The organism is Mycobacterium venezuelense, assembly GCF_054919535.1.
This window is the reverse complement of the sequence record NZ_JBONDW010000007.1, coordinates 67,435-80,081: the sequence shown is the minus strand read 5'-3', so window position 1 is coordinate 80,081 and position 12,647 is coordinate 67,435. Positions and strand designations below refer to the sequence as shown.

Here is a 12,647-nt window from a genome sequence, read left to right as displayed (position 1 = left end):
CCTACAACGTGGCGGGCCGCAACACCACCACGCTCTTGGTGCGGACCGAACCGTCCTGTAGCAGCGCGATGACCTGACCGTCGGGTGCGGTTGCCGCATACACGCCGTCGATGCCCGCCGGCTTCAACGCCCTGCCGTGTCGGGTGTCCTCGGCTTCGTCGGCAGTCAGGTCGCGGCGCGGAAAGGCCAGCAGGCAAGCCTGATCGAGGGTGTAGCTCAGCTCGGCCTGCTCGGCCAGTCCGTCGAGCGTGCGCGCCTCGTCCAGGCCGTAGCGCCCGACGCGCGTGCGCCGCAGCGCGGTCAGATGCCCGCCCACGCCAAGCGCCGCACCGGCATCGCGGGCCAGCGCGCGGATGTAGGTGCCCGACGAACAGTCGACTTCGGCGTCCACATCGACGAATTCGCCCTCGCGCCGGACGGCGAGCACCTCGAACCGGTCGATCCGCACCGGGCGTGCGGCCAGTTCGACGGTTTGACCTTCGCGCGCCAGCTTGTAGGCACGTTGCCCGCCGACCTTGATCGCACTCACCGCCGACGGAATCTGCGCGATGTCGCCGCGCAGCGCCGCCACCGCGGACTCGATCTGCTCGTCGGTGACCGCGGCGGCCGAAACCTCTTCGACCACTTCGCCTTCGGCGTCGTCAGTGGACGTCGTGCGGCCGAACCGGATCGTCGCGGCGTAGGACTTGTCCGTTGCGGTGAGCAATCCGAGGATCTTGGTGGCCCGTTCGATGCCGATCACCAGCACACCGGTCGCCATCGGATCCAGGGTGCCGGCATGTCCGACCTTGCGCGTGCCGAACAGCCGACGGCAGCGGCCGACCACGTCATGGCTCGTCATGCCCGCAGGTTTGTCGACGATGACCAGCCCCGCTTCCGGAGCCGCTTTCACAGCACGATCGCCGTCAACGTCACACCGTCGCGCACCGACCAGCGGCCGTCGAGCGCGGTCAGCGGCGGCCCGTGCTCGGCGGCCGGATCGATCAGGATCTGGGACCGGAAGCGGCCCGCGGTGCCCGAATCGTCGACCGCGAAGGTGATGTGCGCGTCTTCGAATCCGAGCCAGCGATGCGTGAGCGGATACCACGCCTTGTACGTTGCCTCTTTGGCGCAGAACAGTATTCGGTCCCAGTGCAAGCTGCCGGGCATGGCGCTCAGCTCGGTGCGTTCGACGGGCAGGGTGATCGCGTCGAGCACGCCGTTGGGCAACACGTCGTGCGGTTCGGCGTCGATTCCGATCGACCGGAACTCACCCGCCCGGCCGACGACCGCGCCGCGAAACCCCTGGCAGTGGGTGAGACTGCCGACGACGCCGTCCGGCCAGCACGGTTCACCCTTGTCGCCCTTGAGAATCGGTACCGGACCGATTCCCAACTCCCCCAGCGCCTGGCGCGCGCAGTACCGCACCGTGACGAACTCGTTGCGGCGCTTGGCAACCGAGCGCGCGACGAGCGGCTCTTCCTCTGGAAGCGGGGCGAGACCGGGTGGATCGTCGTACAACTCCGCCGATACCACGCCACCCGGCAGCACCTGCGCCAACAACGTGCCGGTCATGCGCGCCGCGCCTTGATCCGGTCCTGCATCGCTTTGGCGTTGGCGCGCATCTCGGGCGTGATCTCGAAGTGACCACCGAACTCGTTCAGATATCCAGGCGCGTACTTGGGATCGGGAAGAATCTGGCGCAGCCACCGATACGGCTTGCGGCGCCGCCACTCTCGCGGATAGCCGACTGACACTTCCTCGAAACGAACGTCGTCATACCACGTGGTGCGCGGTATGTGCAGATGGCCGTACACCGAGCAGATCGCGTTGTAGCGGGTGTGCCAGTCCGCGGTCGCGGTCGTGCCACACCACAGCGAGAACTCGGGATAGAACATCGCCTCGCATGGTTCGCGGACGAGCGGGAAGTGATTGACCAGTACGGTCGGTGTCATCCAGTCGAGGTCCTCGAGCCGCTTGCGCGTGTGCTTGACCCGATCGCGGCACCAGGCGTCGCGGGTTGCGTACGGCTCGCATGACAGCAGGAACTCGTCGGTGCCGACGACATTGCGCTCCCTGGCGATGGCCAGCCCCTCGGCTTTGGTCGAGGCGCCCTCCGGCAGAAAGCTGTAGTCGTAGAGCAGGAACATCGGCACGATCGTGGCCGGACCGCCCTGCTCGGTCCACACCGGGAACGGATGCTCGGGCGTGACGACGCCCATCTGATCGCACATGTCGACCAGGTAGTCGTAGCGTGCGCGCCCGAAGATCTGCATCGGGTCCTTGTTGGTGGTCCACAATTCGTGGTTCCCTGGCACCCAGATGACCTTCGCGAACCGCTTACGGAGCAGGTCGAGCGCCCAGCGGATCTCGTCGGTGCGCTCACCCACATCGCCCGCGACGATCAGCCAGTCGTCCGGCGATGCCGGATAAAGCGACTCCGTGACCGGCTTGTTGCCGGTGTGCCCGGTATGCAGATCGCTGATCGCCCACAGCACCGGCTGCCGGTCCCGCGACTCCTGGTCCGTCACCACAGTTGCACCACCACAACCGACCAGCCTAACGGCGCACCGGGCGGCGAAGGCGCTCGCAACTAGAACATGTTCTCGTTTATGGTCGAGTGCGCTGTGGCTGACCGCTACACTCCCCGCAAGCCGGGGACGAATATTCACCGAGTCTGCTAGGGGGTGTGATGGCCGCCAGGTTGCGCCTGCTGTCGGCATTGTCTGCGCTGGTCGCGGCGGTGATCCTGGTGTGGCAGACGGGGCCGTCGGCAGGTTCGCCGGCCGGGGTCCTGCGGCTGGAGTCGACCGACATGCCCATGACCAACGTGTCGACGACCATCAAGTGGCCGGTGATCGAGACCACAGACCCGTCCCCGTTCGATCCGTGCCGTGACATCCCGCTCGAAGCAGTCCAGCGAATCGGGCTGGCGTTCACCCCGCCGACCCCTGAGGACAGCCTGCGCTGCAAGTACGACGCAGGCAATTACCAGATGGCGGTCGAGGCGTTCGTTTGGCGCACGTACGAGGAGACCATTCCGCCCGACGCCCTCGAGCTGGACATCGACGGCCATCGCGCCGCGCAGTACTGGATCATGAAGCCCACCGACTGGAACGACCGCTGGTGGATCACCTGCATGGTGGCGTTCAAGACCAGCTACGGCGTCATCCAGCAGTCGCTGTTCTACTCGCCGATCTACTCCGAGCCCGATCCCGACTGCCTACAGGTCAATCTGCAGCGCGCCCACGAGCTCGCGCCGTACTACAAGTTCTGATCCGTAACCTGGTGCGGTGACCAGATTCCGCAGGTTCACCGGCCAGACCATCAGCCGTGTGTTGGGCCTCCCACCGCACGAGACCGACCACACCGTCGAACACGGACTGCGGGTGCCGATGCGCGACGGCGTCGAACTGATCGCCGACCACTACGCGCCCGAGACCGCCCGGCCCGCCGGAACACTGCTGGTACGCGGCCCCTACGGCCGCCGGTTCCCGTTCTCCACGCTGTTCGCCGAGGTGTACGCCGCGCGGGGCTACCACGTCGTGCTGCAGAGCGTGCGCGGGACGTTCGGCTCGGGCGGGGAGTTCACGCCGATGGTCCACGAGATGGCCGACGGCGCCGACACGGTCGACTGGTTGCGCGGTCAGCCGTGGTTCACCGGCTCCTTCGCGACCGTCGGGATCTCCTACCTCGGATTCACCCAGTGGGCGCTGCTGGCCGATCCCCCGCCGGAGATGAAGGCGGCCGTCATCACGGTCGGCCCGCACGACTTCAGCCAGTCGGCGTGGGGCACCGGCTCGTTCACCCTCAACGATTTCCTCGGTTGGAGCGCGATGGTCGCCCGCCAGGAGGAGCCCGGCCTGCTCGCCGCCCTCGCGAGGGAACTACGCGGGCCCCGTGAACTCGCGCGCGCGGCCAGTGGCCTGCCCATGGGTGCGGCCGGGCGCCAGCTGCTCGGCAGCGGCGCGCCGTGGTTCGAATCGTGGCTCGAGCATCCCGAACGTGACGACCCGTTCTGGAAACTGCTGAGATTCGACGAGGCGCTAGAGCATGTCGAGGTGCCGATCCTGCTGCTGAGCGGATGGCAGGACCTGTTCTTGGACCAGACGCTGGAGCAGTACACCCAGTTGCACCGGCGCGGCGTGCCCGTCGCGCTGACGGTCGGGTCGTGGACGCACGGGCAGCTGATGACCAAGGGCGCGCCGACCGTGCTGGCCGAGTCACTGGAATGGCTCGGCACGCACCTGGCCGGGCGCCCGAGCTCGCGGCGCTGCCCGGTCCGGATCCACATCAACGGGGACAGCTGGGTCGAGCTACCCGAGTGGCCTCCCGTCATGCCGCAGCGGGAACTGTTCCTGCAGCCCACCGGGCGGCTCACCGACGCGCCGCCCGCACCCACCGCGCCGCCGTCGTCGTTCACCTATCACCCGGCGCGCCCGACTCCGGCGGTCGGCGGCCGCCAACTGGCCCGGCAGGGCGGCTACCGTGACGACACGTCGCTCGCGCGGCGCACCGACGTCGTGACGTTCACCGGGGACCCGTTACCGGCCGATCTGTACGTCGTCGGCACACCGGTGGTCGAGCTCGCACACAGCTGCGACAACCCGAACAACGACGTGTTCGTCCGGATCAGCGAGGTCGACGCCAAGGGTCGCTCCCGCAACGTCACCGATGCCTTCCGCAGGCGCACCGACCAGTCCGGGACCATACGGCTCGAACTCGACGCCGTGGCACACCGTTTCGCGGCGGGCTCGCGGATCCGCCTCCTGGTGGCGGGTGGCTCACACCCCCGGTTCGCCCGCAATCTCGGCACCGGTGAACCCCAGATCTCGGGCTCACGACTGGCCCGTGCCCGCCACACCGTGCATCACGGCGACGGCGGGGTCTCGCGTGTGTTGTTGCCCGCCGGTCCGCAGCCGCCGTCAGCCGACTGAGTTGCGCACGCGCTCGGCGATGTCCACCAGCATCGCGTCGTCGTGCACGGGTGTCCCCCACTCGGCCTGAACCGGAAGCTCGACCCAGCTCTTGCATCCCGCGTAATCGGGCGTGCGTGTCAGCCGTACCGGCGCGATGAGCGGGCTCACCTGCACCACGAGCACCGTGAGCCGGTGCTTGGGGCGGAAATCCAACCGGTCGGCGCGCACGGATTCCGCCGTCCAGATGTGCAGATCGGCCAGCTCGTCGATTGCTTCGGGCCGGTGGACCTCAACGGCGGCAATCACTTTGGCACCGGCCCGAATGGTCACCGCATCCTCGGTACTGTCGTCGGCCGCGGCGGCGAGCAGATCGGCGTGTTCGGGGCGCACCCGCTCGGCGTGGCTGTGCGCGATCGTCGGGAAGAACACGAATCTGGACGCGTCGACCTCGAACCGCTTCTCGTGGATGCCGCCTTTGCGCAGCAGCACAGTCTGGCGCCCGTCCAGCAGGGCGTGCACGGCCGCGCTCCACTCCTTGAGCGCGGCCTGCGTGGCCGCGGGTGCGGTCACTGCGCCGCAAGCCTCGCGCGCACCTCTGGACGACGCAGCGGCGGAACGGTCTTCGGCGGCTGACGCCGCGGCGCCAGGCCGTCCAGCAGGCGCGTCGTGGTGGCCGTGACCTCGGCGACCGCGGCTTCGAACGCATCGACATTCGCCCCGGTCGGCCGCGTGATTCCGCTGACCTTGCGGACGTACTGACGCGCGGCGGCTTCGATCTCTTCGGCGGTGGCGGCGGGTTCGAGCCCGCGCAGCTCGGTGATGTTCCGGCACATGGAACCCACGATATGCGCGATGCGCACGCCGGATACGGTGAGCGGATGACCGACTCTGCCGTTCTGCTCATCGACACCACCGACCGGGTCCGCACGCTGACGCTGAACCGGCCGCAGTCCCGCAACGCGCTCTCGGCGGAACTGCGGAGGGCCTTCTACGGCGCCCTGCGCGACGCCCAGACCGACGACGATGTCGACGTCGTCATCGTCACCGGTGCCGACCCGGTGTTCTGCGCGGGGCTGGACCTCAAGGAGCTGGGCGACACCACCGAGCTGCCCGACATCTCGCCGAAATGGCCGGCGATGACCAAACCGGTCATCGGGGCCATCAACGGCGCCGCGGTCACCGGTGGCCTCGAACTCGCCCTGTACTGCGACATCCTGATCGCGTCGGAGCAGGCTCGATTCGCCGACACCCATGCCCGCGTGGGACTGCTACCGACGTGGGGCCTGAGCGTGCGGTTGCCGCAGAAGGTCGGCGTGGGCCTGGCCCGGCGGATGAGCCTCACCGGCGACTATCTCTCGGCCGCCGACGCGCTGCGCGCGGGCCTCGTCACCGAGGTCGTCGCGCATGACGAGCTCCTGCCCGCCGCACGGCGGGTGGCGGCCTCGATCGTCGGCAACAACCAAGCCGCGGTCCGTGCCCTGCTGGCGTCGTATCACCGCATCGACGAATCTCAGACCAACGAGGGTCTGTGGATCGAGGCCGCCTCGGCCCGCGAGTGGATGGCGACAGCAACCGGTGACGACATCGCGGCCAACCGAGCGGCCGTGATGGACCGAGGGCGCGCGCAGGTGCGCTGACCGGTTGACGATGGCGGGCACGGGCGATCGAGATATCGCGCCGGTGCGGCCGAGACCGCTCAGGGCCGGCGACAAGGTTCGTCTGGTGTCGCCGGCCAGCCCGCCCGACCGCGACAGTGTGTCGCAGACCGGTCGGATGTTGCGGAGCTGGGGACTGGACGTCGATTTCGGCGACCATGTCTATCGCCGCTACGGCTACCTCGCGGGCACCGACGACGAGCGGCTGGCGGATCTGAACGCTGCGCTGAGAGATCCCACCGTCCGCGCGATCGTCGCGACGCGTGGCGGCAAGGGGTCCTACCGCATCGCCGACCGCCTGGATTTCGATGCCGCGCGTCGTGATCCGAAGTTCCTCGTCGGGATCAGCGACATCACGATTCTGCACATGAGTCTGTGGCGACACAGCGCCGTCGCCGGATTGCACGGCGCGCTCTATGTCGACGAATCGACGGGGCGAATCTCCGAAATCAGCAGTGAATCACTGCGTGCGGCACTGATGGCGGACGGTCCGTCCGTCGTCACGGCCGTTCCGGACGATCCGACGCACGAACTCACCACGGTAGGGACCGCACGTGGCCCGCTGCTCGGCGGCAATCTGGAGATGATCGCCACGGCCGCCGGTTGGGCGCTGCCCGATCTACACGGGGCGATCTTGTTCATCGAAGCGATCGACATGTACATCGGCCAGGTCGATCGCCGCCTGACCATGCTGCGCAACGCGGGCCACCTCGACGGGGTGTGTGGCATCGCCGTCGGGCGCTTCACGAAAATCGAGCCGAGCAAGGGCATCAGCATCGTCGCCCTGTTGCGCGACCACTTCGCACGTCTCGATGTTCCGATCCTGGGCGGGCTTCCGCTTGGGCACGGCGCGCACGCGCTGACGGTGCCGCTCGGCGCGCAGGCCGTCATCGACACCGGCACCAGGACTCTGACGGTGGACTGACGACCGCAGAAATCAGTGGACGCGGCGCACTGCGACGGGAATCCTGTGGCACATGGACGATCCCGTCGCATGGCCTTCGCTGGGCGACCAGATCGCAATAGCCACGTCGCTGTTCGGCGAACGCGGCCCCCGAATGGTCGGTGCATGGCTCGCCGAGCAGACGGCACGGGTCGACGACCTCGAGTTCGCCCGCACCTTCTCCGATCACATCTCGTTGCCCGGTATCCGGTCGGCCGATTATGCGCATCGCCATCTACGCACGGCCCGCGGCGATCTTGTCGGCGGCATCCGGTTCTACAGCCGAGACGTCACGCGCCCTTTCGTGGAGGTGGTGGCGCACAGCTTCGATGACGTTGCGGTACTGGCTGATTGCGTAAACGCAGAATGGGCGGCGTTCAGGCCGGGCTGTTTTCGGTTACGGAGTCGGCCGGGACGTATCACCGGGCCCGATGTGGTGCTCGACGTCAGTATTCATGCCGCCCGCCACTGCGACATGACGGGCTTCGACGGCCGGGTGCAGCTGCATCCGTTCGCCGACGCGCAGCAGGCCGTCGACCTCGTCGGCCGACGGTACGAGCATGTCGCGGCCACCCAGCCTGCGTTGGCACGCAATATCTCCCCCGCCGATCCGGCCGACATACGTCGATGGCACGACGACGGTCGGTTACGTGCCATCGGAGTCCGCGACGAGATCGTCGGAGCCATCGCCATCGTGCCCGGCGCGATCGGCTGGCTGGGCGGCGACGAAATCAACGAAGAAGTCATCCGTGCAGAACATTGCGGCAACGGCTACGCGGTGTCGGCTCAAACTGCCTGGGCCACATACGTCGCCGTCGACCGCACACGAATGCTCGTCGGAACCATCGACCGGCACAATCCGTCGTCACGCAAGACCGCCGAGCGGGCCGGGCGCCCACGCGTGCTCGACGATGTCTTCGTCGCATTACGGGGCCGCGTAAAAGCGCACTGACCCCATGCAGGTATGTTGAATTCGATTGCGCCTAGGGTTCCGCCGGCCGTCCGCCCGGTATCGACAATCAGGACGGTTCGGGCCTGGACCGAGCGGCGCCAGGACATCAGTCCTCAGCTGACGGGATAAAAGCCTGGAGGCTTCCTTAACCCGCGCCCCGCCATGGGGCCGACCCAAGGGAGCCGTTGGTGTCCGTACCGATCATGCTTGCAGTGCTCGCGTCCGCTCTCCTGCACGCGGTCTGGAATTCGCTGGCCCACGCGGTCCCTGACCGCCTCGTCGGATTCGCATTGATCGGCCTCGTCGACGCCATCGGCGGCGCCGCGCTTGCCGCCATCGGCGGCCTGCCGCCCGCCGGAGCCTGGCCCTTCATCATCGCCTCGGCACTCGCGCACGTGGTGTACAACCTGCTGCTCCTCGCGAGCTATCAGCTTGGCGAGTTCAGCCAGATGTACCCACTGGCGCGCGGAACCTCACCGTGGTTGGTGGCGGTGATCGCCATGATGTTCCTGGGTCGCGATATGCCCGTCACCGAATTGATCGGCGTGCTGACGATTTCGGCTGGGTTGATCGGCCTTGTCTTTCTGGGCGGCCGGCCGAATCGCAAGGACCTTCCGGCGCTAGGGGCAGCATTGCTGACCGGCGTGACGATCGCCGGCTACACCGTGATTGACGGTGTGGGCGTGCAGCATTCACCGCTGTTCGCGTACGCCGGCTGGATGTTTCTGCTGCAGGGCCCGCCGTTGGCGATTCTCGCCGCCGTGCGTCGCGGCCCACGACTTGCCGGCGCCGTGCGGGAGTGCGCGGTGCCCGGCTTGGCAGGCGGCGCCATCTCGCTCACCGCGTACACGATCGTGCTGGCCGCGCAGACCAGCGGCGCACTCGCGCCGATCGCGGCACTGCGCGAGACCAGCATCGTGTTCGGTGCGTTGATCGGCTCGATCTTCCTTGGCGAGAAGCTCGGTGCCCGGCGTGCCGTCGCATCCGGTGTCGTACTTGCCGGAGTACTCATGATCAGCCTGCCGTGAGCGCCGGGGCCACGAGCTCGCGATACCGCTCCTTCATGGTTTCGATGACGGTCGATCCCGCTGTCGCCCAGACCTTTTCGTTGAAGATCTCGACCTCGACGTCACCCTGGTAGCCGGCATCGCGAACGTGCGCGGTGATCGCCGAGAAATCGATGACGCCGTCGCCCAGCATGCCGCGTGACACCAGCGGGTCGGGCATCATCGGCACGAGCCAGTCACAGATCTGATAGGAGCTGATGCGGCCCTGCGCACCGGCGGCTTGGATCCCGGCCGCCAGTTCGGGGTCCCACCACACGTGGAACGTGTCGACGACGACCCCGACCGCGGTGGCGGGATACGGCGCCGCCATCGCAAGCGCCTGGCCGAGCGTGGAGATCACGGCGCGATCCGCACAGAACACCGGGTGCAGGGGCTCCAGCGCCAGCCGGACGTCGTGTTCGACGGCGTAGGGCACCAATTCGCCGAGCCGCTCGGCCACGCGCTGCCGAGCGGCGGCCAGGTCGCGGTCAGGGATGCCGCCCACCACGAGCACCAGCTCGCGGGTCCCGAGGGTGGCCGCCTCTTCGATCGCTCGGCGATTGTCGTCAAGCGCGGCGGCCCGGTCCGCACCGGTCAGAAAACCGCCGCGGCACAGGCTGGACACCCGAAGACCGTTGTCGCGAACCAGCTTCGCAGCAGTATCCAGGCCGGCCTCGGCCACCCGGTCGCGCCACAGTCCGACGGCCTCCAAACCGGCTGCGGCACTGGCCTCGACCGCCTCACGAAGGGTGAACGCCTTCGTGGTCATGGTGTTCAGCGACAGCCGGCGGTTGGCATCGGGGCTCATGACCGCACTCCGTTCAGTTCCAGGAACGCCTGCATCCGCTGCGCAGCCAGCGCCGGATCGGTGAGCAGGCCCGCCCGGTCCGCCAGGACGAACAGTTCGGCCAGGTGCCCGACCGACCGCCCGCTCGCCAGCCCACCGACCATCGCGAACCCGGGTTGATGCCCGTTGAGCCAGGACAGGAATGCGATCCCGGTCTTGTAGTAGTAGGTGGGCGCGGCGAAGATGTGGCGCCCCAGCGCACGCGTCGACTCCAGGATCGCGCCTGCGCCTTCGCCGTTGCCGGCATCGAGTTCCTGTAGTGCCGTCGAGGCGGCCGGATAGATCGCGGCGAAGATTCCGAGAAGGGCATCGGAATGGCCTTGATCGTCCCCGATGATCAGCTCGGGGTAGTTGAAGTCGTCCCCGGTGTAGAGGCGCACGCCGGCAGGCAGCGCCCGGCGCAGGGCGATCTCGTGTTCGGCGTCGAGCAGTGAGACCTTCACGCCGTCCACCTTGTCCGCGTTGGACCCGATCAGATCGAGGAATACCGCTGTCGCGGAATCGATCTCGCCATAGCCCCAGTACCCGCGCAGCGCCGGGTCGAACATGTCGCCGAGCCAGTGCAGGATCACCGGCTGATCAGCCGCGGACAACACCGCGTCGTACACGGTCAGGTAGTCGGCGGGTGACTGCGCGACGCGCGCCAACGCGCGTGACGCCATGAGGATCACCTGCGCCTCGGCGTCGCGTACGACGTCGATCTGCTCGCGGTAGGCGTCGACGATCGTCACCAATCCTCTCGAACCGGACGGAAGATCGTCGAGCACAAGCTGATCGGTTCCCGCTCCGCACGCGAGCCGACCGCCCACCGCCGCGGCTTCCCGGCCGCTGCGGCGAATCAGCTCCCGGGTGGCGGCCCAGTCCAGGCCCATCCCACGCTGGGCGGTGTCCATCGCGTCGGCGACGCCGAGACCATAGGACCACAGCTCCCGGCGGTAGGCCAGGGTCGCATCCCAGTCGAGGTCGGCCGGGGCGCCGGGCGTGTTGTCACCCAGGGTTCGGGGCACCACATGCGCTGCGGCATAGGCGATCCGAGACGTGATCGGCTGTTCGGGCCGTCGCCACCGGCCCGGTTCGCCGAGCTCGACGCGGCGCATCTCGCCGTCGAGCGGCAGCACGAGGGTGATGCCGGTTTGGGTTGCGGTCACAGCACGATCTCCGGCACCTCGATGCGCCTGCCCTCGGCCGAGCTCTGCAGTCCCAGCGCCGCCAACTGCACGCCACGGGCTGCCGACAACAGGCCGTAGCGGTGCGGCCGGCCCGCGAGCAGATCGCGCAGGTACTCCTCCCACTGCAGCTTGAAACCGTTGTCGAGGTCGGCGTTGGCCGGCACGTCAAGCCACTGGTCGCGGAACGGTTCGGTGGCGGGAAGGTCGGGATTCCACACCGGTTTCGGGGTGTGCGACCGATGCTGCGCGACGCAGCGGCGCAGGCCCGCGACGGCCGATCCGTGCGTACCGTCGACCTGGAACTCGACCAACTCGTCGCGGTGCACCCGCACCGCCCAGGACGAATTGATCTGCGCGACAATGCCACCCGCCAGCTCGAAGATCCCGTATGCGGCGTCGTCGGCGGTGGCCTGGTACGGCTGGCGGGCTTCGTCCCACCGGGTCGGGATGTGGGTCACGGCCTTGGCCGTCACCGCCTCGACCTTGCCGAGGATTCCTTCCATCACGTAGTTCCAGTGGCAGAACATGTCGACGGTGATGCCGCCGCCGTCCTCGGCGCGATAGTTCCAGCTCGGGCGCTGCGCAGGCTGGCCGTCGCCTTCGAACACCCAGTAGCCGAACTCGCCGCGCATCGACAGGATGCGGCCGAAGAACCCCTCGTCGACCAGTCGACGCAACTTGACCAGACCCGGCAGGTACAGCTTGTCGTGCACCACGCCGGCCGTGATTCCGGCGTTCTCGGCCATCCGGGCCAGTTCGATCGCCTCGGTCAGCGTCTCTGCGGTGGGCTTCTCGGTGTAGACGTGCTTGCCTGCTTTGATGGCCGCGGTCAGCGCCTCCACGCGCCGCGAGGTCACCTGGGCGTCGAAGTAGACGTCCACCGTCGGATCGGCGATCACCGAGCCGAAGTCGGTGGTCCAATGCTCGATGTTGTGTTCGGCCGCCATGTCGGCGAGCTTGTCGGCGTTGCGCCCGACCAGGATCGGCTCGACCGACACGCGACTGCCGTCGTCGAGCGTCAGCCCGGAGTCGCGCAGCGGCAGGATGGACCGGACGAGGTGCTGGCGGTAACCCATGCGGCCGGTGACGCCGTTCATGGCGATGCGCAGAGTGCGGCGTGCTGTGGTTGTACTCATC

At 68.0% G+C, this 12,647-nt stretch carries 14 protein-coding genes; 6 read left to right on the top strand and 8 right to left on the bottom strand.

Annotated features, from left to right (window positions below; genetic code table 11):
• Nucleotide 1: 1 nt before the first annotated feature.
• Genes truB through ACRCUN_RS13320 form a run of 3 tightly spaced genes read right to left on the bottom strand, consistent with a single transcriptional unit; the run spans nucleotide 2 to nucleotide 2,513 of the window.
• A complete protein-coding gene (gene truB / locus ACRCUN_RS13330; protein WP_462142119.1) occupies nucleotides 2-892 on the bottom strand; it encodes a tRNA pseudouridine(55) synthase TruB in 891 nt (296 codons plus the stop codon).
• Nucleotides 889-1,554, bottom strand: a complete 666-nt coding sequence (pptT, locus tag ACRCUN_RS13325) for a 4'-phosphopantetheinyl transferase PptT (RefSeq protein WP_462142118.1) — start codon at nucleotides 1,552-1,554, stop codon at nucleotides 889-891. Before pptT ends, truB begins: the two co-directional genes overlap by 4 nt.
• Entirely contained in the window at nucleotides 1,551-2,513 is a 963-nt protein-coding gene (locus ACRCUN_RS13320; RefSeq protein ID WP_462142117.1) for an ACP phosphodiesterase PptH, read from the bottom strand. Before ACRCUN_RS13320 ends, pptT begins: the two co-directional genes overlap by 4 nt.
• A gap of 158 nt (nucleotides 2,514-2,671) precedes the next feature.
• On the opposite strand from ACRCUN_RS13320, the gene ACRCUN_RS13315 reads away from it, so the two are divergent.
• Both ACRCUN_RS13315 and ACRCUN_RS13310 read left to right on the top strand, forming a co-directional pair.
• Complete coding sequence (locus tag ACRCUN_RS13315) at nucleotides 2,672-3,256, top strand: DUF3558 domain-containing protein (protein WP_462142116.1); 585 nt, start codon at nucleotides 2,672-2,674, stop codon at nucleotides 3,254-3,256.
• A gap of 16 nt (nucleotides 3,257-3,272) precedes the next feature.
• Nucleotides 3,273-4,916, top strand: coding sequence for a CocE/NonD family hydrolase (locus tag ACRCUN_RS13310; RefSeq protein ID WP_462142115.1), 1,644 nt, complete (start codon nucleotides 3,273-3,275; stop codon nucleotides 4,914-4,916).
• On the opposite strand, the gene ACRCUN_RS13305 is transcribed toward ACRCUN_RS13310, so the two are convergent.
• Both ACRCUN_RS13305 and ACRCUN_RS13300 read right to left on the bottom strand, forming a co-directional pair.
• Complete coding sequence (locus ACRCUN_RS13305) at nucleotides 4,905-5,468, bottom strand: DUF1802 family protein (protein WP_462142114.1); 564 nt, start codon at nucleotides 5,466-5,468, stop codon at nucleotides 4,905-4,907. The genes ACRCUN_RS13310 and ACRCUN_RS13305 overlap by 12 nt on opposite strands.
• Nucleotides 5,465-5,731: a DUF2277 domain-containing protein gene (locus ACRCUN_RS13300; protein ID WP_462142356.1), complete on the bottom strand. Its 267-nt coding sequence runs from the start codon at nucleotides 5,729-5,731 to the stop codon at nucleotides 5,465-5,467. The genes ACRCUN_RS13305 and ACRCUN_RS13300 overlap by 4 nt, the downstream gene beginning before the upstream one ends.
• Nucleotides 5,732-5,776: 45 nt before the next feature.
• Between ACRCUN_RS13300 and ACRCUN_RS13295 the strand changes: the two genes are divergently transcribed.
• From ACRCUN_RS13295 to ACRCUN_RS13280, 4 genes are all read left to right on the top strand, one after another.
• Nucleotides 5,777-6,535, top strand: coding sequence for an enoyl-CoA hydratase (locus ACRCUN_RS13295; protein ID WP_462142113.1), 759 nt, complete (start codon nucleotides 5,777-5,779; stop codon nucleotides 6,533-6,535).
• Between the two features lie 85 nt (nucleotides 6,536-6,620).
• A complete protein-coding gene (locus tag ACRCUN_RS13290) occupies nucleotides 6,621-7,478 on the top strand; it encodes a S66 peptidase family protein (protein ID WP_462142112.1) in 858 nt (285 codons plus the stop codon).
• A gap of 52 nt (nucleotides 7,479-7,530) precedes the next feature.
• Nucleotides 7,531-8,448, top strand: a complete 918-nt coding sequence (locus tag ACRCUN_RS13285) for a GNAT family protein (protein ID WP_462142111.1) — start codon at nucleotides 7,531-7,533, stop codon at nucleotides 8,446-8,448.
• A 188-nt stretch (nucleotides 8,449-8,636) separates the two neighbouring features.
• On the top strand, nucleotides 8,637-9,476 hold the full coding sequence (locus tag ACRCUN_RS13280; RefSeq protein ID WP_462142110.1) for an EamA family transporter: 840 nt from the start codon (nucleotides 8,637-8,639) through the stop codon (nucleotides 9,474-9,476).
• On the opposite strand, the gene ACRCUN_RS13275 is transcribed toward ACRCUN_RS13280, so the two are convergent.
• From ACRCUN_RS13275 to ACRCUN_RS13265, 3 genes are read right to left on the bottom strand one after another with little or no spacing between them, the layout of a single operon-like run.
• Nucleotides 9,463-10,302: a sugar phosphate isomerase/epimerase family protein gene (locus tag ACRCUN_RS13275; RefSeq protein ID WP_462142109.1), complete on the bottom strand. Its 840-nt coding sequence runs from the start codon at nucleotides 10,300-10,302 to the stop codon at nucleotides 9,463-9,465. The two genes, ACRCUN_RS13280 and ACRCUN_RS13275, sit on opposite strands and share 14 nt — an antisense overlap.
• Nucleotides 10,299-11,489, bottom strand: coding sequence for a dihydrodipicolinate synthase family protein (locus ACRCUN_RS13270; RefSeq protein ID WP_462142108.1), 1,191 nt, complete (start codon nucleotides 11,487-11,489; stop codon nucleotides 10,299-10,301). The genes ACRCUN_RS13275 and ACRCUN_RS13270 overlap by 4 nt, the downstream gene beginning before the upstream one ends.
• Nucleotides 11,486-12,646, bottom strand: coding sequence for a Gfo/Idh/MocA family protein (locus ACRCUN_RS13265; protein WP_462142107.1), 1,161 nt, complete (start codon nucleotides 12,644-12,646; stop codon nucleotides 11,486-11,488). The genes ACRCUN_RS13270 and ACRCUN_RS13265 overlap by 4 nt, the downstream gene beginning before the upstream one ends.
• Nucleotide 12,647 lies beyond the last annotated feature (1 nt).